Annotated in this window: 16 protein-coding genes and 1 tRNA gene; 7 read left to right on the forward strand and 10 right to left on the reverse strand. The window is 74.5% G+C overall.

Going from position 1 to position 21125, the window contains the following annotated elements; genetic code table 11:
- Positions 1 to 71: 71 nt before the first annotated feature.
- The 3 genes from ABZY13_RS12310 to ugpC all read right to left on the reverse strand — a co-directional run bounded on the left by ABZY13_RS12310 (position 72) and on the right by ugpC (position 2970).
- The gene (locus tag ABZY13_RS12310) at positions 72 to 803 is read right to left on the reverse strand and encodes a nucleotidyltransferase family protein (RefSeq protein WP_356629580.1); all 732 of its coding nucleotides are present in this window, start codon (positions 801 to 803) and stop codon (positions 72 to 74) included.
- A 422-nt stretch (positions 804 to 1225) separates the two neighbouring features.
- The gene (locus ABZY13_RS12315) at positions 1226 to 1672 is read right to left on the reverse strand and encodes a hypothetical protein (RefSeq protein ID WP_356629582.1); all 447 of its coding nucleotides are present in this window, start codon (positions 1670 to 1672) and stop codon (positions 1226 to 1228) included.
- Positions 1673 to 1881: 209 nt separating this feature from the next.
- Positions 1882 to 2970, reverse strand: coding sequence for a sn-glycerol-3-phosphate ABC transporter ATP-binding protein UgpC (gene ugpC / locus ABZY13_RS12320; protein ID WP_356629584.1), 1089 nt, complete (start codon positions 2968 to 2970; stop codon positions 1882 to 1884).
- A gap of 235 nt (positions 2971 to 3205) precedes the next feature.
- Between ugpC and ABZY13_RS12325 the strand changes: the two genes are divergently transcribed.
- The 3 genes from ABZY13_RS12325 to fxsT all read left to right on the forward strand — a co-directional run bounded on the left by ABZY13_RS12325 (position 3206) and on the right by fxsT (position 9195).
- Positions 3206 to 3279: transfer RNA gene (locus ABZY13_RS12325), tRNA-Thr, on the forward strand.
- A gap of 187 nt (positions 3280 to 3466) precedes the next feature.
- Complete coding sequence (locus tag ABZY13_RS12330; RefSeq protein WP_356629586.1) at positions 3467 to 4939, forward strand: hypothetical protein; 1473 nt, start codon at positions 3467 to 3469, stop codon at positions 4937 to 4939.
- Positions 4940 to 5277: 338 nt separating this feature from the next.
- Positions 5278 to 9195, forward strand: coding sequence for an FxSxx-COOH system tetratricopeptide repeat protein (gene fxsT / locus ABZY13_RS12335; RefSeq protein WP_356629588.1), 3918 nt, complete (start codon positions 5278 to 5280; stop codon positions 9193 to 9195).
- A 138-nt stretch (positions 9196 to 9333) separates the two neighbouring features.
- Here fxsT and ABZY13_RS12340 read toward each other — a convergent pair whose 3' ends face one another.
- The 3 genes from ABZY13_RS12340 to ABZY13_RS12350 all read right to left on the reverse strand — a co-directional run bounded on the left by ABZY13_RS12340 (position 9334) and on the right by ABZY13_RS12350 (position 12573).
- Positions 9334 to 11130: an HEXXH motif domain-containing protein gene (locus ABZY13_RS12340; protein ID WP_356629590.1), complete on the reverse strand. Its 1797-nt coding sequence runs from the start codon at positions 11128 to 11130 to the stop codon at positions 9334 to 9336.
- Between the two features lie 18 nt (positions 11131 to 11148).
- Entirely contained in the window at positions 11149 to 11331 is a 183-nt protein-coding gene (locus tag ABZY13_RS12345) for a hypothetical protein (protein WP_356629592.1), read from the reverse strand.
- 132 nt (positions 11332 to 11463) lie between these two features.
- Positions 11464 to 12573, reverse strand: coding sequence for a trypsin-like peptidase domain-containing protein (locus ABZY13_RS12350; RefSeq protein WP_356629594.1), 1110 nt, complete (start codon positions 12571 to 12573; stop codon positions 11464 to 11466).
- 176 nt (positions 12574 to 12749) lie between these two features.
- On the opposite strand from ABZY13_RS12350, the gene ABZY13_RS12355 reads away from it, so the two are divergent.
- On the forward strand, positions 12750 to 12920 hold the full coding sequence (locus ABZY13_RS12355) for a hypothetical protein (RefSeq protein ID WP_356629596.1): 171 nt from the start codon (positions 12750 to 12752) through the stop codon (positions 12918 to 12920).
- A gap of 9 nt (positions 12921 to 12929) precedes the next feature.
- On the forward strand, positions 12930 to 14621 hold the full coding sequence (locus ABZY13_RS12360; RefSeq protein WP_356629598.1) for an HEXXH motif domain-containing protein: 1692 nt from the start codon (positions 12930 to 12932) through the stop codon (positions 14619 to 14621).
- Here the strand turns inward: ABZY13_RS12360 and ABZY13_RS12365 are convergent, their stop codons facing one another.
- From ABZY13_RS12365 to ABZY13_RS12375, 3 genes are all read right to left on the reverse strand, one after another.
- Positions 14622 to 15518: an aminoglycoside phosphotransferase family protein gene (locus ABZY13_RS12365; protein ID WP_356629600.1), complete on the reverse strand. Its 897-nt coding sequence runs from the start codon at positions 15516 to 15518 to the stop codon at positions 14622 to 14624. It lies immediately after the preceding gene.
- 102 nt (positions 15519 to 15620) lie between these two features.
- Positions 15621 to 16601, reverse strand: a complete 981-nt coding sequence (locus ABZY13_RS12370) for a zinc-binding dehydrogenase (protein WP_356629602.1) — start codon at positions 16599 to 16601, stop codon at positions 15621 to 15623.
- 72 nt (positions 16602 to 16673) lie between these two features.
- Entirely contained in the window at positions 16674 to 17843 is a 1170-nt protein-coding gene (locus ABZY13_RS12375) for an NAD(P)-binding protein (RefSeq protein ID WP_356629604.1), read from the reverse strand.
- 177 nt (positions 17844 to 18020) lie between these two features.
- On the opposite strand from ABZY13_RS12375, the gene ABZY13_RS12380 reads away from it, so the two are divergent.
- Positions 18021 to 18749, forward strand: a complete 729-nt coding sequence (locus ABZY13_RS12380) for a pentapeptide repeat-containing protein (protein ID WP_356629606.1) — start codon at positions 18021 to 18023, stop codon at positions 18747 to 18749.
- A gap of 13 nt (positions 18750 to 18762) precedes the next feature.
- On the opposite strand, the gene ABZY13_RS12385 is transcribed toward ABZY13_RS12380, so the two are convergent.
- On the reverse strand, positions 18763 to 19263 hold the full coding sequence (locus ABZY13_RS12385) for a hypothetical protein (RefSeq protein ID WP_356629608.1): 501 nt from the start codon (positions 19261 to 19263) through the stop codon (positions 18763 to 18765).
- Between the two features lie 7 nt (positions 19264 to 19270).
- On the opposite strand from ABZY13_RS12385, the gene ABZY13_RS12390 reads away from it, so the two are divergent.
- Positions 19271 to 20743: a M1 family metallopeptidase gene (locus tag ABZY13_RS12390; RefSeq protein ID WP_356629610.1), complete on the forward strand. Its 1473-nt coding sequence runs from the start codon at positions 19271 to 19273 to the stop codon at positions 20741 to 20743.
- The last annotated feature ends 382 nt before the right edge of the window (positions 20744 to 21125 follow it).

The raw sequence follows: 21125 nt of genomic DNA on the forward strand, positions 1-21125 counted from the left end.
TCCCGCACTCTGCGCGGCTGAACCGCGGAGTGGGGGACCCTTTTCGCGTGCGCTCCCGTCGGCCGGGCGCCTCAGCGGCCCAGGGCGGCCAGCTCCCGGGCCGCCTCCCGGAGGTCCTTCGCGGTGTCGATGGCACGCCAGTAGGCGCCCTGGGGAAGCGGGAAGCCGGCCAGGCGGCGTTCGCGGGCCAGGTGCGGGAAGGTCGTGCGCTCGTGGTCGCCGCGGTCCGGGAGGAGGGCGGTGAACTCCGGGGAGAAGACGTAGACGCCCGCGTTCACCTCGTACGTCGTCGGCGGGGCCTCGATGAAGTCGGTGATGTGGCCGAAGCCGTCCGTCTGCACGGCGCCCCACGGGATGCGCGGGCGGGCCAGCGCGAGGGTGGCCAGCGCGTCGCGCTCGGCGTGGAAGTCGGCCATGTCGCGCAGCGAGAACCGGGTCCAGATGTCGCCGTTGGCGGCGTACCAGGGCCGGTCGGGGTGGGGCAGCCGGGTGGCGGCGTACTTCAGCCCGCCGCCGCGGCCGAGCGGCTCGGTCTCGACGACGGTGGTCACGCGCACCGGCAGGTCGGCGCAGGCCAGCCAGTCCTGAAGAACCTCGGCGAGATGGCCGCAGCTTATGACGACGTCGGTGACGCCCTCCTCGGCCAGCCAGTCGAGCTGGTGTCCGATGATCGGCGTGCCGGTGCCGGGGATCTCCACCATCGGCTTGGGCCGGTCGTCGGTGTAGGGCCGCAGCCGGGACCCCTGCCCGCCGGCCAGGATGACCGCCTGCACCGGGCGTACGGCGGCGTTCGGATCGCTCATGGCCTGCACTGTACGCGCGGTGGGGCGTGGGGTGCGGGGAGTGGGGTGGAGGGCTTCTGCGGGGTGGGGCGGGGTCCGGCGGATGGTGGGGGCGCGTGGACGTCGACCGGTCGTACGCCGGCGATGCGTGACCCCGGCGTGCGTCCCGGGCGATCGCGGGCTGATCCCCGGTCGAGTGCGCAGGGTGAGGCCCGCGCGGACGCCGGCAGGCGCGCGGGGCGCCGTATGCCGAACCCCGCGGGTCCGGTGGCGCGGCGGGCGTCGCTCGGGGCGGCGGCGCGGTGCGCGGGGACTCGCGGGGCGGACGGAGGCGCTGGGCCCCCGGTGGCGGTCGGGGCGGGATCCGGGCGGTCCGGCGGAAGGGGGGGCGGGGCGCCCGTGCGTGGCCCGGGACGGTCGGTCGAGAGGGAGGAGAGGCAGGATCAGCCCTGCGGGGTCAGGACGCCCGAGGCGTAGGACGTGTCGCAGACCGGGCGGGCGTAGGACTGGGCCTCCGTCGGGCCGTACCGGGCGACCGCGGCGCGGCCCAGGGCGCGGGCGATCGACATGCAGTGGCGGGCCAGCGACGGGCGCTCGTCCACCGCCCGCTGGAGGTGGGTGAGGGCGACGCCCGGGTTCTCCTCCTGGAGCTCGGTCAGGAGGCGGTCGCGCAGGACGTCCTGGGGGGCGCGGGGCGCGGCGCGGCCGGCGGGCGAGACGTCGGAGGCGGTGAGCACCGAGTTCTCGGGGGTTCCCGACCAGTGGACCCGCGTGACCGCGAGGGTCCCGGAGAGCACCAGGACGACGGGCAGAACGAGGGCGAGGGTGCGGCCGATCCGGCGGGCGGGGCCCTGGCCGCGTCGCGTGGGGAGGGTGGTGGAGTGCTTCACGCGAGTGAGGGTAGCGCCCGGTAATGATTCGGCGACATTGGGTCACCGGTTCGAGGGACGGGGTGCGGGGGTTTTCCGCGGCGCGGGTTGACGAACAGTGATCGAAAAGGGCGGATGTGCGAGGTATCTTCCGGCATCGAAAAGGGCCCCGCGACCAGTCGCGGGGCCCAGTTTCGTCAGTGTGGGTGAATCACCCGGTCACACCCGGATCAGTCGGAGAGGCGCGCGCCCGTCGACGTGGAGAAGACGTGGGTCTCGCCCGGGCGCGGCACGACGTGCAGCGTGCTGCCCTTCTCCGGGACGTTGCGGCCGCCCACGCGGACCACCAGGTCCTTGGACTCGCCGCCGACCGTGGCCGTGCCGTAGACGAACGCGTCCGAGCCCAGCTCCTCGACCACGTTGACGACGACCGCGAGACCCTGGTCCGAGTCCGCGCCGGCCACGTCGAAGTGCTCGGGACGCACGCCCACGGTGACCGTCTTGTCGGTCGCGGCGGAGAGCGCGTCGCGCTGCACCGGCACCACGCTGTTGCCGAACTTCACACCGCCGTCGGCGATCGGCACCTCGACCAGGTTCATGGCCGGCGAGCCGATGAAGCCGGCGACGAAGAGGTTCGCCGGGCGGTCGTACATGTTGCGCGGGGTGTCGACCTGCTGGAGCAGACCGTCCTTGAGGACCGCGACGCGGTCGCCCATCGTCAGCGCCTCGACCTGGTCGTGGGTGACGTAGACGGTGGTGATGCCCAGACGGCGCTGGAGCGAGGCGATCTGCGTACGGGTGGAGACACGCAGCTTGGCGTCCAGGTTGGACAGCGGCTCGTCCATGAGGAACACCTGCGGCTCACGCACGATCGCGCGGCCCATGGCGACACGCTGGCGCTGACCGCCGGAGAGCGCCTTCGGCTTGCGGTCCAGGTACGGGGTGAGGTCGAGGATCTTCGCGGCCTCCTCGACCTTCTGCCGGATCTCCGCCTTGTTCACGCCGGCGATCTTGAGCGCGAAGCCCATGTTGTCGGCGACGGTCATGTGCGGGTAGAGGGCGTAGTTCTGGAACACCATGGCGATGTCCCGGTCCTTCGGCGGCAGGTGCGTGACGTCGCGGTCGCCGATGCGGATGGCGCCGCCGTTGACGTCCTCGAGACCGGCGAGCATGCGCAGCGAGGTGGACTTGCCGCAACCGGACGGGCCGACCAGGACGAGGAACTCGCCGTCCGCGATCTCGATGTCGAGCGCGTCGACGGCGGGCTTGTCGGAACCCGGGTAGATCCGGGTCGCCTTGTCGAACGTAACAGTGGCCATGGTGATGGGCCCCCTTCTACCGGCAGGAACGTGCCGGACGATCCGTTGTAGGAAGGTGGAGAAGCGAAGAAGTGGTCCACGCGAGTGAACTGGGTCAGGACGGTACCTGGCGTTCACCACTTCTGTCAGTAGATCCACCCCTGTGAACTTCGCGGAAATTTTCGACGGGACCCCGCCGGTGGCTGGGTACACTGCACGGGCACGGACCGCGCACGCAGCGCACGCGGGTGTGCAGGCCTCCTTAGCTCAGCTGGTCAGAGCGCCGCTCTTGTAAAGCGAAGGTCGTCGGTTCGAATCCGACAGGGGGCTCCGAACACATGAGCGCCGGTCCGCCGTCCGGATTGCGGGCGGCGGAATCCGGTCACCGTCCGCCACGCAGCGTGCACGGGGCCCGCGCACGCCTCTGCCGCACCCCACCCCACGGCCGTACTCTGGTCGGCACCATCTGGAGAACAGCGCCGGCCGTCTGAGCGCCGGCTGTCTGGAGGTACACGGGGTGAAGGGGCGCAGTCCCGAACGGGTCCGCAACGAGCTGATCGTCTCCATCGTGGACGCGCTGCAGGGCTCGGCCACGGTGCAGCAGCCGGGCAGCCGCGAGATATGGCGCGAGATGCTGGCGGGCGAGCTGGCCGCGCCGGTGGAGCCGTTCGGCGGGGACAGACTGCGGCCCTGGCTGCTGCAGATCGTCCGGGAGTGCACGGGGGTCGGCGACGGGCTGGCCTGCCTGGTGCGCTCCCTGGAGTACGTGGAACAGCAGTCGGCGACCGTCGCCGCGTTATGGCCGCTCGTGGACGAGTGGGAGGCCGTCGACTTCTTCGGCAGCGCCGACCTCGGTCCGCTGCGGCCGGTGCTGCTGTCGCTGAGGTCGCCGGACCTGTCCGCCATGGCACGCCGCGCGAGCCGCTCCCGGGTGCAGGAGCTGCCCGCCTGGTGCCAGACCGGATGGCAGGTCTTCCTGCGGCTCGCCGGCGAGAACTCCCCGGACGGCGAACTCCCGCCCGGCATGGCCTTCCTCGCCCTGTGCGCCGACCGACTGGTCGCCGACAGCCGCCCCGACGCCGCCGAGGTGCTGCGCCGCTTCACCCGCGGCCAGGCGCACAAGCTGGGCCTGGACGGCGTACTGGCCGAGTGGCAGCACTCGGAGTTCCCGCAGCCCGCGCCCTCGCTGGTGCCCGCCTATCTGATGATCCAGTTCGAGCCGGACCGGGTCGAGCCGGACCGCTACTACCTCTCCCACTGGCGCCAGTCCGACCCCGAGGGCTGGCATCCCGTGCGCGGCGAGACCGTGCATCTGCACCGCGACGAACTGCCGCGGGCCGTGGACGCGCTGATCGAGGAGGTCGAGGAGAAGTGGGCCGACCTGCGCCAGCCCGTGATGGTGGAGTTCATCCTCCCGTGGGAGCTGCTGAACGAGCCGGTCGAGTGGTGGCTCAAGGAGGCCGACACCAACCTGCCGACGCCGCTCGCCCTCGACTACCCGGTCGTCGTGCGCAGCCTCGAGCGCCTGCAGCGCGCCGCCTGGCACCGGCCCTGGCACAACAAGTGGCGCCAGCTGCGCGAGCGTCCCGCCGACAGCCACCCGCACTGGAGCCGGCCGACCGAGGACGGGGCGTACTTCTTCCATCTGGAGCGGGAGCTGAAGGAGGACGATTACGCCGTGTGCCTGGTGCTGAGCACCCCGCCGGGCGACCCGTCCGGCACCGGCAACCGCGAGGTGCGCGCCGGGCTCAAGGCGGGCGTCCCGGCGATGGTCTGGCACCGCACCGACTGCGCCGATCCCTCCTTCCAGGACGCCATCGGCGAGATACTGCAGGACCGGGGGCTCGGCAGCCTCGTGGAGCGGGTCGGCAAGTGGCGCAAAGAGGCCCTCGCCCTCGGCCCCGAGGCGTGGGACCAGCACGTCGGCCGGCACCTCGCCATCCTCCTCGACGACCCGGAGCGCAAGCCGGGGCCTCCGGGGCCGGTGTAGCGCGATGGGGACGGGGGCGCAAAACGGTTCGGTGACGTCGCGATTACTCGATGAGGCGTACTTTGCGTCGGGCTTGCGCGAGCCCTTGACGTGGTGTCACGCTTGCCGCAGCGACAGCCTCACCGGCCGTCTTGTGCGTTCACCGCCACCGGGGGCGGAATCCCGACCGCCGACATGTGATCCCCTCCGTCATCCCCCTGGTGGACTCTCCGTCTTGCACCGGCAGCGCTGCGCTGCCACGCTTGGCGGCGTGGATGTCACGCATGCCCGCGGACTGCGGGACTCCTCCTTGGGCCTCCCTCCGTACCCGGGCAGCAACGGACGCTCTGAGAGCGCTTATGCAGTGTGACGACGGCACACGAACCCCGCCCGGCACGACCGATGACGACACGTCGGTCGACGCGGCGCTGGACGCGCTCAGCGCCCTGCGGGCCCCGGACCGGGCCGACCGGCCGGCCGTCGTCCTGGTCGTCGACGACCACATGACGCTGCGCGTCTGGGACGAGACCGTCGCCCGTCTCGCCGAGGGCCTCGCCCGCGACGAGGGGCTCGGCGGCGTCACCGTCGTACGGCTGCTCAGTTCGGACGACACCGAGCCGAACCGCATCCGGCTGGACCGGCTTCCGCCCGCCGACTCCGGCCGCCGGGCCGTGCTGGTGGTGACCGACGGGCTCGCGGCCGGCTGGCGGTCGGACGCGGTGCTGCCGCTGCTGCGGGAGCTGGGCCGGGCCGAACCGCTCGCCGTCCTCCATCTGCTGCCGCAGCGGCTGTGGTTCCGCACCGGCCTGGACGTGCACCGGATGGCGCTGAGCGCCGAGGCCCCTTGGGCGCCCAACCCGGCCCTGCGGTGGGAGCTGCGCACCTCCCCGCTCGAGCAGGTCGACGACGTCCTGGCGCGGGACGGCGTGGTGCCGGTGCCCGTGCTGGAGATGACCGAGCGGTCCCTGTCCTGCTGGACCGACCTGATCACCGGGCGCGCCCAGGGCTGGACGGAGATGTCCGGCATCCGCGCCCGGGACTGGAAGCAGCGGCCGGACGCCGCGCGCGCCGTGCCCTGGGTGCAGGACGTGCCCGACCCCGACAGCGCGCTGCCCGCCTGGGAGCGCGTGTCGGAGTTCCGCGCCGCCGCCTCGCCCACCGCCTTCGCGCTCGCCACCCGGCTCGCCGCCGCCCCGCTCACCCTGCCCGTGATGGCCGCGGTGACCGCCTCCGTGCCCGGGGCCGGGCCCGCCCACCTCACCGAGCTGCTGATGAGCGGGCTCGTCCGGCCGGCCGGCGGCGACGCCGAGCGCACGGCGGGGGTCGCCTTCGCGTTCGGGCCGGGCAACCGCCAGGAGTTATTGGCGCTGTCCCGCCGCCGGGACACCGCTCGGGTGCTGCACGACGTGCGGGCACTCACCGACCCCGCCGCGCCGGCCGACGACCCGCTGGAGGCCGTCCCGGTGCCGCGGGTGACCCGCGCCAACGTGGCGTTCCTACGGGTCGAACTCGCAGCGCTGCGCGCCCTGTCCGGACGCTTCCTGCCCCGCGCCGAACGCCTCGCCCGCGCCCTGCGCGCCTACGACCGCAAGAACACCGTCAGCCTGACCAAGGGCGTGCCCGCCCCCGCCGCCCGGGAACAGGGCGACGGGTCGACCTCGACGGGTTCCGAGACACCTTCCGAAGGAGCCACGGACATGTCCACCACGCAAACGCAGCCGCCCGCGGTCGAGAGCGGGCGCTCGACGCAGCCGCGCGTCTGGGGCAACATCCCCCCGCGCAACCCGAACTTCACCGGCCGCGTCGATCTGCTGGAACGGCTGACCGAGCGCCTGCGTGAGGGGACGACCACCGTGCTGCCGGAGGCCATCCACGGCATGGGCGGCGTCGGCAAGACCCAGCTGGCCATCGAGTACGCCTACCGCCACCAGTCCGAGTACGACATCGTCTGGTGGATCCCCTCCGAACGCCCCGGCCAGATCGGCCAGTCCCTGGTCGAACTCGCCCAGCGGCTCGGCCTGGTCACCACCTCGGAGGCCAACGTCGCGGGTCCCGCCGTGCGCGAGGCGCTGCGCGAGGGGCGGCCGTACTCCCGCTGGCTGCTGATCTTCGACAACGCGGACAGCCCCGAGCGGGTCCGCGACTACTTCCCGACCGGCGGCAGCGGCACCATCCTCGTCACCTCCCGCAACCGGCGCTGGAGCGTGGTGGGCCCGTCGCTGGAGGTGGACGTGTTCACCCGGGAGGAGAGCAAGGAACTGCTGCGGCGCTCCGGCGCCTACGGGGCGGAGCTCGCCGACTCCGACGCCGACCTGCTCGCCGACGCACTCGGCGACCTGCCGCTCGCCCTCGAACAGGCGGCGGCGTGGCGGGCGGAGACCGGGATGCCGGTGTCGGAGTACCTGCGCCTGTTCGACGAGAAGCGCAGCGAACTGCTCGAGGTCTCCCCGCCCCCGGACTACCAGCTGCCGGTGGCCGCCGCGTGGAACGTCTCCCTCGACCACCTGGAGACCCGCAGCCCGGCCGCCCTGCGGCTGCTCCAGCTGTGCTCCTTCTTCGCGCCCGACCCCATCTCCCGGTCGATCTTCTCGGGTCTCGGCGGCTCCCGGATCGACCCCGAGCTGGACCGGGCGCTCAACGACCCGATGCGGCTGGCCCGAGCGATCCGCGAGATCAACCGCTACTCCCTCGCGCGGATCGACCACCGGACCAACTCCATCGAGATGCACCGCCTGGTGCAGGCGGTGCTGATCAACCGGATGACGCCGGAGGAGCAGCAGCGGATGCGCAGCGGGGCCCACACCCTGCTGGCCGCGGCCGACCCCAAGGGGCCCAGCCAGTCCGCCAACTGGCCGCGCTACGCCGAGCTGTACGGCCATGTCATCGCCTCCCGCGCCATCGAGTCCGACCAGCCGTGGGTGCGCGAGCTGGTCATGAACGTCGCCAAGTACCTCTGGTACTGGGGCGACCACCGGGTGGCCCTGGAGTTCACGGAGCAGAGCTGGGAGACCTGGCGGCGGCTGTTCGGCGAGGAGGACCAGCAGACGCTGCTGATGGCGTGGTGGCTGGGCTTCCTCTACCTCATGGTGGGCCGCCACGACGACGCCGCCCGGGTCGTCTCCGGTTTCCAGGCGGTCTACGCCCGCACCGCGCCCGCGGACCAGGAGGACACCCGCGAGGACGCGCTGGTGGCGCTGAACCTGGAAGCCGCCGTGCGCCGCCACGAGGGCGACTTCGCCGCCGGCGCCGAACTGGACGAACTGGCCTACGACCGGGCCCGGCGCGCCTTCGGCGACGACGACCCCACCACGCTGGTCACCGCGCACAACCTGGGCGTGAGCCTGCGGCTGGTCGGGGAGTTCCAGCGCGCGCTGGAGCTGGACCGGCGGACGCACGCGATGAAGGCCCGGCTGTTCGGCCGCGACCACCAGCAGGCGCTGGTGACCGAGGCGAGCGTGGCCGTGGACGTGCGCGAGAGCGGCGACTACGTCGGCGCCCGCTCCCTGCAGCAGGCGGTCGTGGACGGCTACCTGACCACTTTCGGCGAGGGGAACCCCACCACCCTGCGGTCCCTGCGCCAGCTGAGCGAGGCCTGCCGCAAGGAGGGCGACCAGGTCACCGCCCTGACGCTGGGCCGCGACACCTTCGAGCAGTTCACCCGCCGTTACGGCGACACCCACCCGGAGTCCCTGATGGCCGCGCTCGCCCTGTCGGTGGCGCTGCGGCACAACGGCGAACTGGAGGCGGCGCGGGACCGCGGCCAGAAGGCCCGCGAACGCTTCCGCTCCATCTTCCCGCAGGACCACCCGCACGTCGTGGCCGCCGACGTGGACCACGCGGTGACGCTGCGGCTGATGGGCGAGGTGGAGGAGGCTTTGCGGCTGGACGAGGCCGCGCTGAGGACGCTCACCGAGCGGCTCGGGGAGGGGCACCCGATCGCTCTCGCCTGCGCCCTCAACCTGGCGAGCGATCTGAGCGCGCTGGGCCGGCTGGAGGAGGCGCGGGAACTGGGCCGGCACACGGTCGAGTTGTGCCGGACCCGGCTGGGCGAGAACCACCCGACCACGCTCGTCGGGTCGGCGAACCTCGCCCTGGACCTCATCGCCCTGGGCGACGAGGCGGAGGGCGAGGCCCTGCACGCGGACACCCTGGCCCGTCTGGAACAGGTTCTGGACGCCCCCCGTCTACGCTCCCCGGAGGCGGCGCCCCACCCGGCGACGGCCCTGGTGCGGGCACGGCAGCGGTCCAACTGCGACATCGATCCGATGCCCATGTGACCGGCCGGCCCCCGTGCGGGGCGGGCCGCGGTCGGTACGAGCGGCGGCCTGGGATGGTCGGTGTGCGTGGGCCGGGCTGTCCGCCCGCGGTGGGTCGGCGGCCCCGGTGGTGTCTGGTCGCCGGGTGTCGTTCCGTCGTCAGGCCGGGGGCGAGCCGAGCCAGGTGGCGAGGCGGAGCGGGTCGGGTGCGGAGCCGGTGGCGGCGAGGAGGGCCCGGTGCACGGCGTGGGCCCGTTCGGGATGCCGTGACAGCAGGCGGGCGGCCTTCGGCTCGGCGCCGGACTCGGTGAGGGCACGGCCCAGGCCGGCCCAGGCCCCGGCCGGACCGGACTCCGCGAACAGGTGGGCCGCATAGGCGTCGCGTGCCGCGACGGCGTCGCCCGCGGCGAGCAGGGCGTCCCCGGTCAGCGCTCCGGTGACCCGGGCGGCCGCCTTCTCCGGGCCGTCGGGCGCGTCCGGGCCGGCGAGGCGGTGGCGGACGAGGATCACCAGACAGTCCAGCCACTGCGCCGAGGGGTCGGCCACGAGACCGGGTTCGGCGGCGAGGGCGCGGGGCGGGCCGCCGGCTCCGTCCAGCCAGGCGCGCACGGCCGCGTCGACGGCCGCGGCGGGCGGCCGCCGGTGGTGGGCGCGCCAGCGCCCGGCGTGGTCGTCGGCGCACATCCGGGCCAGCGCCAGCGGTTCCCCGGGCACCGGCTCGGCCAGCCACCGGTCGCACTGCTCGCGCAGCGTGTCCAGCAGGGCGGCACCGAGCCGCGTCAGCCGGGGGTGGCGGTGCACCTGCTCCAGCGCCGACCTGACCTGGGTCCGCCACAGCGCGAACTCGAAGTGCGCCATGGCCGACGGCTCGGTCCTGCGGTGCTCGCGCCAGAACCGCACGATGCCGACGAAGGCGTAGATGCCCTGGAGCAGTCCCTCCAGCGGCCGGGGGTCGTTGCGCCAGGGCGCGTACCAGCGCTCCGTGCTCTCCACGGGGCCGCGGGTCACCAGCGGCGCCAGATGGAGCAGTCCGCCCAGCTTGGTGTGCTGGAACTCGTGGACGAGGGTGACGGCCAGCTGCACCGCGTCGTCCGGTTCCGAGGCTTCGACGCCCCCGAAGGCGTCGCCCGCGCTTACGCTGCGAGGCCGAAACCTTTCCCCCGCCGGGACCGGCGTCAGCGACAGCACGCCCCGCCGCATGGCCCGGGCCGTCCCGGGCAGGTCACGCAGCAGTACATCCCAGGCCCGCTCCAGCATCACCCGCCACTGCGTCGCGGCCTCGGCGGACAGCGGGCGCGGCTCCGTCGGCAGCGGATAGGTGCGGTACGGGTCCACGTCGTCGAGCGCGATGTCGAGCCGTTCGCCCGCCGGTCCCACCACGACGCGCCGCACGGGATGCCATCCGGGCGCCGCGGAACCGCCCTCCGGCGGTACGACGACCTCGGCGCCGCCCGCCTCCACCACCGCGTGTCCGGCGCGGGCCCGCACCGTGGCCCTCGTCCAGGGACCGCTCACCGGGAGGACTGCGCAGCCCAGCGTCGGCAGCGGCGCCCTGCCGTGCCGCACGGGCACCTCGACGGTGAAGTCGAGCCCGGCGCGCAGCGCGGCCGCCGCCGCGAGGGCCGACATGTGGCCGAGCTCCACCCATGCCGGAACCCCGTCGTCCGCCGTCTTGCCGCGCAGTCGGCGCAGCGCCGTCGTCAGCCACATGCCGGTCTGCGGGTACAGCAGGAGGTCGTCGACGACCCGCGGGGCGCGGCGCTGCGCCGCACTGAGCAGGTCCCACGCCGGACCGAGGTCCGCGGCGTCGTCCAGCATCCGCAGCAGCAGCAGCCGGCGGCTCCGTTCGGCGTGGAGCAGCAGGCCGAGCGTGGCCGGGCCGCCTTCGCCGCGCAGCAGTTCGGCCAGGCTGTCGGACGGCAGAAGATGACGCTGCAGGGGCGGCTCAGCGCTCATGCGGGGTCCCCCGCGCGGTCAGGCGGAACGCGCGCCGCCGCCATCGGTGCCGGGGTCGACGCCGGCCACGCTGGCCGACTGGTGGTCGAGTCCCGGCAGCAGCTCCCGGACCGACGCGGCGAGGTCCCGGCTGTCAATGGAGCGCAGCGTTTCAAGGGATACCCCCGCGAGATCTACCAGGCTGGACTCGACGGCGGCCACAGACGGCTCCATGACGGCCAAACCCCTTCCCCCCGGCTGCGTTTGACGGCTGCTGGCTACTGACATCCTCCTGATGATGACCCAAGCCACCGGGGATGAAACCCCGTCCTCGCACGGCTGCGCGATATCAGGTCAGCGGCTCTGCCCGGTCCGGCGATGGCGCCGGGACAATTCCATCGCCTCGTGTTCCACCCGGGCCACCCCGGTGGAGTCGCCTTCCAACAACCGTATCGCGTCAAGGAATTGAGCCAGCGCGCCGGAATAGCGCAGGCAGGTGCGCACGAGGGAGAAGACGTCCGGGCGCAGGGCGGGCGAGCGGGGGGCCATGGCGGCGATCACCGGGTCGATGCTGTTCAGCACCATGGCGAGCGTCGTGGGGTCGCGGACCGTCGGCAGCTCGGTCAAGGCGCTGACGAGGCCGTTGAGTTCGCTCATCGGCAGGCTGTCCGGGAGATGCGCCAGACTACCGGGGCCGGTCGCGCCGGAGGGCGGACAGGGTGGGGCGGCGGGGGCTTCGGGAAACCCCGCGTGCCGCCGTAACAGCGCCAGTTCCTCCGCCGTCAGCGACTCGTGCCACCGGTCCGCGCGGACGGCGGCGAGGCGGCCCAGGCCGTCGGCGCGGTGGTGGGCGCGGACCAGGCCGATCAGCGTCCCGTCGTGCCAGACCGCCGCGCCGGACATGCCCTCCCAGGGGGAGCGGTCCGGCTCGGGGTCGGCGCCGGGCGGGGTGACCGCGAGTTCCAGGGTGCCCTCGCGGCGGTTGGACAGCGCCGAGATCACGCCGGTGGCGTGGCAGGAGTCCCGGTACTGGGAGGGCGAGCCGTCGTCCAGCCGGCGCATGGGGTCCGCGCGCAGCTTGAACCGGGGGAAGCCCATGGCACTGCACGGCAGGGTCGCGTCGGCGTCGGGCACCGCGCCGTAGACGGGCGGCCCGACGGCGCCGGGCGGTACGGGGCCGGTGATCTCCAGCAGGGCGACGTCGGCCCGTTCGGCCGCGAACAGCACCCGCGCGGGGGCGGTCCATTCCCGTGGGCGGTCGGCCTCGAAGCGGACGTCGACCTGGAAAGGCGCCGGCCCGGCGGCGACGACGTGCGCGGCGGTGAGGACGTGCGCCGGACCGACCCGGTAGCCGGAACCCCGCCGCCCCGGACACGGCCCCGACGGGCGCACCAGCACCTCTGCCACCCGGGCCGGGTCCAGCCCCGGGCGCAACTCCTCGGTCGGTCCCACCGGTTCCCCCATGGCCGCCTGTTACCCGGTGCGCCCGGCCTTCACTCGATCAGGTCGAATCCGGCGTTCCCGGGCGTGTCCGGCAGCGTGGGTGAACTAAAGTCGTGCAACGAACGAACAGGTCGAAAGTGCCGCAGAACGGGGCGTTGACGACCGTAGTCATACACTTCCATCAAGGGGACGGCGTCATGGAGAAGTCCGGAGTCGAGTCCGAGCTGATCGACCTCAGCGCAGTCCCGCTGGACGCCTGGCCGGCCCTGGACGTTCCGTCCGCCGAGGGCTCCATGCGGAGGCTGCTCAGCCGTATCGACGACCCGGCCGGGAGCCTCGGCGGCTACAACCCCCAGCGCGACGAATAGGTCCTTCCCATGCGCCAGACGGCCCCGCCCCACGTCCTGACCCCCGCGTCGTTCGACGAGCTGATGGGCGGCGGCGGAGGCCCCGGCACGGTGGACGCCCTGCGCGCCTCCGAGCGCAGTTGGCGGCTGCTCGTCGTCCGGGCGCTGCTGGACGCGGCCGCGACGGCGCCGACCGGTCCCCTGCCCCCGCTCGGCGAGGGCTGGCGGCTGCTGTCCCGGGCCCGGGCCGCCGACGCGCCGGGGACGGAGCGGCTGCTGGCCTACCCCGCGGTCGGCGTCTGGGCGGCGCACACTCTGCGCCGGCTGCGCGGCACCGCCGACGACGACGCGCCCCTGTGGGTGCACACCGGACACCTCCACGCCCTCGCCGCGAGCGCCGCCGTCCGGGCCGGACTGGACTTCCGCACCGGCATCCCCGTACGGCACGGTTGGGCCGTCCTGCCGGCCCTCGGCGCCCTGCGCGTGCCCGGCGACCCCGAGGTGGCCGAGGTCCGCGCGCGCGACGGGCGGGTGTGCGTCGCCGGGCGGCCGATCGGCGGCGACGACTGGCACGCCCTCGCCGAACTGCGCGCCGGTGACTGGGTGCTGCTCCTGGACGACATGGACCCCTACCGCTCCCTGCGCACCCCCGGCCCGCCCGAGCCGCTCGGCTCCGCCGCCGACTGGCAGGAACTCTTCGGGCCCGCCTGGGACATCCTGCGCACCGCCGACGGCGAGGAGGCCCGGGCGCTGGCCGGAGGGCTGGTGTCCGTGGTGCCCCGGCCGCGCGGCGAGCGGTTCCGGCCGCACAGCGCCTCCTCCGGGGACGCCTTCGGCACCGCGCTCGCCTCGCTCCCGGACGACGCCGAGCAGCTCGCGTCGACGCTGGTGCACGAGTTCCAGCACAACAAACTCAGCGCCTTCATGCACCTGTTCACCCTCTACGACGACCGGACCGGCGGCCTGCACTACGCCCCCTGGCGGGACGACCCGCGCCCTCTCGGCGGGCTGCTCCAGGGCGTGTACGCGTTCTTCGGCGTGACCCGGTTCTGGCGGGGCCGCGAACACCCGCTCGGGCGGTTCGAGTTCGCGCTGTGGCGGGAGCAGACGGCGCACGCGCTGCGGGCGATCGGCCGGGCCGAGGGGCTCACCGAGCTGGGGCGGCGGCTGGTGGACGAGCTGACGGAACGGATCGAGCCGTGGCTCGCGGAGCCGGTCGACGCGTCCGTGCGCGCGGCGGCCGGCCTCGCCGTCGCCGACCACCGCGCGACCTGGCGGGCTCACCACCTGCGGCCCGACCGGGACGGCGTCCGCGCGGCGGTCCAGGGGCGCGCCGCCGGCCGGGAGGCCGAGCCGGCGATCGTGCCGGGGCGGGCGGCGCGCGGGTTCGACACCCGGGCCGTGCTGCTGCGGTGGCTGCTGGCCGATCCGGCGGGCTTCGAGCGGCTGCGCGACGATCCCGGCGCCGTCGTCAGCGGCGCGCGGCCCGAGGACGTCGACCTGGTCTCCGGGCGCACGGGCGAGGCGCTCAAGGCGTTCCGCGCGCGCATCCTCGGCGGGGACGGCGACCCGGAGAGCTGGGTCGGGCTGGGGCTGGCCGCGCGGGCGGAGGGCGACCCGGCGGGGGAACGGCTGCTCGCCCGGCCCGAGCTGGTGATGGCCGTGCACCGCGAACTGGGCGGCGACACCGACCCGTTGGACCTCGCACGCGGCCTCGTCTGATCAGCCCCCCGCGGGGAGCGCGCGGACGCGGCGGGCGATCTCCAGCGACGCCGGGCCCGGGGAGCGGCCGTCCTCTGCGTCCCAGAGGCAGTTCTGCAGGGCGCGGGCCAGCGTCCAGGCCCGCGCCCGCTCCCGGTCCAGGGCCAGGTGGGCCGTCAGGGCGTCGAAGCGGCGGCGGATCTCGTCCGGGTCGAAGCGGTTGACGAGCGCGGGATACAGCTCGAAACCGGGGTCGCCCGCCAAGGGCTTGGGGTCGATGGCGAGCCAGGGGGCGCGCTCGGCGGCGAGGACGTTGTCGTAGTGCAGGTCCCAGTGCAGCAGCCGGTCGCCGGGCTCGTCCGCCACCTCCCGCACCGCCGCCGCGCAGTCGGCGAGCAGCCGGCGGTGCTCGGGGTCCGCGATCCGCTCCAGCGCCCGCGTCGTCCGCTCCGGCAGCGCCCGCGCGATGTCGCCGAGCCGCCGCAGTTCCGCCGGGGCCTCGACGGCGGTGAGGCGGGCCAGCAGGCGGGCGATCACCTCGACCGCCTCGCGGGAGCCGGCGACGCGGGAGAGGGAGCGGGCCGGGTCGAGGCGTTCGAGGAGCATCGCGCCGGTGTCCCGGTCGTGCGCCAGGAGCCGTACCGCGCCGTCGCCGTCCCAGGTGCGCAGGGCGAGCGGCTCGCCCACGGTCTCCCGGTCCGGCGGTTGCAGCTTCAGCACGGCCGGGACGGCGTCGGCGGTGCGGACGACGGGGAGGACGAGGGCGCATCTGCCGTGCATCGCCGGGCCGTCCCGGCGCAGCCCCCAGCGGTCCAGGAAGGCGGCGGCCAGGCCGGGAAGCGCGGCGACGAAGGCGCGGCCCGCCTCGCCGTTGTCCTCGATCTGCGTGGCGGCCAGCGCGGCGGGAACCTCGATCACCCGGTCACAATAGGCGGGTTCGGGGTTTCGGGGCCGGCTTGTTGGTCGTGCGCCTGTGGGTTCGGGGTTTCGGGGCCGGCTTGTTGGTCGTGTCCGGTCGGTTCAGGGCTCCAGGACCACCTTGCCGGTCGTGCCGCGGGTCTCCAGGGCGCGGTGGGCGGCGGCGGCCTCGGCGAGGGGGAAGCGCTGGACGGCGGGAACCAGGCGGCCGGCGGCGGCCTCGGCGAGGGCGCGCAGTTCCAGGGTGCGCAGCGGGTCGGGGCCGCCCGCCTTCTCCAGCATCACCGGGCCGAGCACCTGCTCGGTGACGCCCTCCACGACCAGCGGGCCGCCGCCCCGGATGCCTTCGGCCGACCAGCCGAACACCAGGTGTCTGCCGCCGGGCGCGAGCAGCCCGACGGCCGCGCGGGCGACGTCGCCGCCGACGCCGTCGTAGACGGTCGTGACCTTGCCGTCGTACGCGGCGACCCGCTCGTTCCTCACCCAGTCGGGGTCCTTGTAGTCGACGGCGACGTCCGCGCCGTTCGCCGCGACCCGCGCCGTCTTCGCGGGGCCGCCGGCCAGGCCGATCACGGTCGCGCCCGCGTTCTTCGCGTACTGCACCAGCAGCGTGCCGAGGCCTCCGGCCGCCGCCGGGATCAGCACCACGTCGCCCGGTCCGGGCTCCGCGAACTGCACGATCCCCATCGCCGTACGGCCCGTGCCGATCATCGCGACGGCCGCGGCGAAGTCCAGACCGTCGGGGATTTCGTGCAGCCGGGCGGCGTCCGTGACGGCCAGTTCGGCGTAACCGCCGGGTGCGAACCCGAGGTGGGCCACGGCCCGCTTGCCGAGCCACTCCTCCGGGACGCCCTCGCCCAGCGACTCCACCACGCCGGCCACCTCGCGGCCCGGCACGGTCGGAAGGCGCACCGGCTGCGGGGCCGGACCCTGGTGGCCCTCGCGCAGGGCCGTGTCGAGCAGATGCACCCCCGCCGCGGCGACGGCGACGCGGACCTGGCCGGGGCCGGGTACGGGATCGTCGACCTCTTCGAGGACGAGGTTCTCGGCGGGGCCGAAGGCGTGCAGACGGACGGCGTGCATGAGGAGTCCCCTGAGTCGGCGAGGCTGCTGCCCCGTGTCGTGTGGCGCGGTTCCGGGACCCACTCTTCGACCTCAAGCCTGCTTGAGGTCAAGGGGCTGTGATCCACGCCGTCCGAGCGCCAGCGACACCGCCGTGAGGGCGCTGCTGAACGACACCTCCGACAGGACGCCGGGCGCGGCGACCTGGTCCCCGGCCAGGTAGACCCCGTCGCCGCGGTCCACGGCCGGACGGTCCCGCCAGGTCGTGCCCGGCAGGTCCACGGCGCCGGTACGGCCCTGGGCCGTCGCCTCGCTGCGCCAGGTGACGCGGTCGCGCCAGCCGTCGAAGGCCAGGTCGAGCAGGTGCTCGGCGCGGGCGACACCGTCCGCGCGCGACTCGTGCGGGGCGATCGGGAACTGGCCCTGGAGGAGCTGCTCGCCCTCCGGGGCGAGGGTGCGGTCCTGCGCGGTGAACCGCTCGATCCAGCCCGGCGCGTCCAGGTCGGACACCGCGAAGGCGTCGCCGCGCCGGGTGCGCAGGGCCAGGTCGATCAGCCCCGTACGGCCGCTCGGCCACGTCAGCGAGGCGTCGCCGAGCAGCCGGCGGGCGGCGTCCAGGGAGGTCGCGACGACGACCGGCGTGTCCGTGGGCAGGGCGTCGACGCGGGAGAGGGTCTCGATGCGGACGCCGAGGTTCCAGGCGCGGGCGGCCATCCGGTCGATCACGCTGCCCCAGCCGCCGCGCGGATAGTGCGCCTCCGGCGGCAGCTTGGTCGCCCGGCGCAGCCGCTCCTGCACGAACGCGGCCGACAGGGAGCCCGGATCGTGGTGGAACAGGGCGACGGCCGAGTAGTGCGCGGCGGCGCGGGCGCCCTCCTCGCCTGCCTGCCCGGTGGCCCAGGTGAGGAAGTCGGCGTCGACGGGGGCCCGCCGGGCCCCGGGGCGCAGCAGCTTCAGCATCGCGAGGGGCGGCGTGCGGCGCAGGACGCCGTGGTGGCGCAGCCGCAGCCGGGCGGCTTCGAGGGGCGGGAGCGGGGCGAGGGGGCCGATCAGGTCGCGCTGCCGGAGCCAGGACCAGTGGGGGCCGCCGTTGTAGAGGGCGTGCGGGCCCTCGTTGGTGCGGTAGGGGGCGTCGGCGGTGCGGGCGCGCCCGCCGAGGGTGTGGTGCGCTTCGTGGACGGTGACCCTGGCGCCGGCCTCGGCGGCGGCGATGGCCGCGGTGAGACCGGCGAAGCCGCCGCCTACGACGGTGATGCGGTGCATGGGCGTACTCCCTCTGTGGTTCGCCGCTTTCTCGCGTCCCGCGTGCTGCGTTTCGCGTTTTCGTTCTTGGCTTCACTGCTGGGACCGGGCAGGGGCGCGGAATGTGACATCGGCGGGAGGGAGGGGCGGGGCAGTGGGCGGGACGGGATTGTCAGTGGCGGGGTGCAGCATGGGGGGATGGTGAGGCGAGGGCCGGGTGCGAGCGGTGGCCGTGTTCGTGGCGACGGTGGTGGCGCCCCCGGTGGCGGGGTGCGGGCGGCGCGGCGGCCGGAAGTGCGGCGTGCGGGAGGGGAGACGTGGGGCGGGGGCGGGCTGGAGCCGGACGGGGACTACGACGGGCTGGAGTTCCGGGACGCAGAGCTGGGCGGGCAGGACGGCGCGGGCGCGCGTTTCCTGGACTGTGCGCTGACGGGATGCGCGCTGGACGGCACGCGGCTGCGCCGGGCGCGGGTGCTGGACTCGGTCCTCACCGCCATGCGCGGGGTCGGCACGGACCTCGGCGAGGCGACGCTGCGGGACGTGGAGGTGGTCGAGCCGCGGCTCGGCGGGGTGCAGCTGCACGGCGCGGTGCTGGAGCGGGTGCTGGTGCGGGGCGGCAAGATCGACTACGCCAACCTGCGCGGGGCGCGGCTGAAGGACGTCGTCTTCGAGGGCTGTGTGCTGGTCGAGCCGGACTTCGCGGGCGCGGAGCTGACGCGGGTGGAGTTCGCGGGCTGCTCGGTGAAGGGAGCCGACTTCAGCGGGGTGACGTGCGTGGACGTCGATCTGCGCGGGGCCGCTCCGCTGGAGATCGCGCGGGGGATCGACCGGCTGTCGGGAGCGGTGATCAGTGCCGGGCAGCTGCTGGACCTGGCGCCGCTGCTGGCGGCCCAGCTCGGCGTGCGGGTGGAGGGGATGGGCGGGTAGCGGGCGACCGTTCTCAGCTCACGCGCGGGAAGCGGGCCTGGAGGGTCCACACCGCCGGGTTCTCCGCGAGGTCGTCGTGCAGATCGCACAGGTCGGCGATGAGGTCGTGCAGGAAGTCGCGGGACTCGCGGCGCAGTTCGGCGTGGGAGAAGGTGAGCGGCGGCTCCTCGGCAGGCATCCAGTCGGCCTCGATGTCCACCCAGCCGAAGCGGCGCTCGAACAGCATGCGGTCGGTCGACTCGGTGAAGTCCAGCTCGGCGCGCTGCGGGCGGGCGGCGCGGGAGCCGGCCGGGTCGCGGTCGATCCGCTCCACGATGTCGCACAGCGCCCACGCGAAGTCGAGCACCGGCACCCATCCCCAGGCTGTGGACAGTTCCCGGTCCGTCTTGGTGTCGGCGAGGTACACGTCGCCGCAGAACAGGTCGTAACGCAGCGCGTGGACGTCCGCGCGGCGGTAATCGGTCTGCGGGGGATCGGGGAAACGGGTGGAGAGGGCGTAGCCGATGTCGAGCACGTAGGCGATGGTGTCACGCCTGCCTAGGATCTCTGACGTGCCCCGTTCCGTGCCTCTGGTCCCGTTCGCCCTGCTTGTCCCGCTGGCCGCCGTCACCCTCGCCGCGTGCGGCGGCGGTGGTGACAGTCGCGAAGGGGACGGCGACGGCGGCCGTCGCGCGGGCGTGCGGGGCACTCCCGGCGCCCCCGGCGTGCGCGACCCGTACTTCCCGAAGGCGGGCAACGGCGGCTACGACGCCGTCCACTACGCCCTGGACCTCTCCTACACCCCCGCCACCCGCCGCCTCACCGGCACGGCCACCGTCACCGCCCGCGCCACACAGCACCTCTCCGCGCTGAACCTCGACCTCGAGGGCCTGGACGTCCACGAGGCCGCCGTCGACGGCCGCCCCGCCCGCTGGCACCGCGCCGGCCAGGAGCTGACCGTCCGCCCACCGCGCCACCTGCGCGAGGGCGCCGTCTTCCGGGTGACCGTCCGCTACTCCGGCAGGCCCGTGACGGTCACCGACCCCGACGGCTCGCAGGAGGGCTGGCTGCCCACCGCCGACGGCGCGCTCGCCCTCGGTCAGCCGACGGGGTCGATGGCCTGGTACCCCGGCAACCATCACCCCTCCGACAAGGCGACGTACGACATCACCGTGACGGTGCCCGAGGGGCTGCGGGCGGTCGGCAACGGGGAGTTGCGCGGCGAGACGACGCGCCGGGGCCGGACGACGTACGCCTGGCACGCCGGGCAGCCGATGGCGAGCTACCTCACGACGGTCGCGATCGGCCGGTTCGACGTCGAGCGGGGCATGGCGGGCGGGCATCCCTCCTACGTCGCCGTGGACCCGGAGGAGGCGGAGGCGAGCCGCGCGGTGCTCGGCCGGCTGCCCGAGGTGATGGAGTGGGCGCAGCGGAACTTCGGGCCGTACCCCTTCGACTCCACCGGCGCGATCGTGGAGCGCGCGGCCGACGCCGGGTACGCCCTGGAGACCCAGAACCGCCCCGTCTTCCCCGGCGCCCCCGACGTCGTCCTCCTCGTCCATGAGGTGGCCCACCAGTGGTACGGCGACTCGGTGACGCCGAAGACGTGGCGGGACATGTGGCTCAACGAGGGGTTCGCGACGTACGCGGAGTGGCTCTGGCAGGAGGACCACGGCGGCCCCACCGCCGAGGAGACCTTCGCGTCGCTGTACGACGGCGGCCAGGCGTCGCCCGACATCTGGGCGTTCCCGCCCGCCGAACCTCCGGACGCGGAACACGTCTCCGAGCGGCCGGTCTACGTGCGCGGTGCGATGGTCCTCCACCGCGTCCGCCGCACCCTCGGCGACGACGCCGCCTTCCGCTCCCTCCTGCGCGCCTGGGCGAGCGCCCACCGCCACGGCAACGCGGACACGAAGGACTTCACGGCGTTCGTGGAACGCCGTGTGCCGGACCGGGACTTCACCGCGGTCTGGGACGACTGGCTGTACGGCGAGGGCCGCCCGCCGCGCCCCTGAGCCCGCGGGAGCGCGCGGCGATGCGCGGGCCGGGCGGCACGGTGGTCCGGACGGCGGCGGTGCGGCGGTGCGAGCGGCACGGCAGTCCGGACGGCGGCGATGTGCCGGCCGGGCGGTGCGGTGGTCCGGACGGCGGCGGTGTGGGCGGGCCGGGTGGTGCGGCGATGCGAGCGGCCCGGCGGTCCGGACGGCGGCGATGCGCGGGCCGGGCGGTGCGGTGGTCCGGACGGCACGTTGGGACGGCAGTCCGGGCGGCACGGCGCCCGCACGCGGCGACGGCGGCAGGCTCGGCCCTGCCCGCGCCGCCCGAGGCCTGCCCGCTCCGCCCTCGTGCCGGAACGGGTCGGGCCCTTCGACCCCGGGGGGTCGAAGGGCCCGTCGC

The organism is Streptomyces sp. NPDC006610, from assembly GCF_040611575.1.
Classification (GTDB): domain Bacteria; phylum Actinomycetota; class Actinomycetes; order Streptomycetales; family Streptomycetaceae; genus Streptomyces.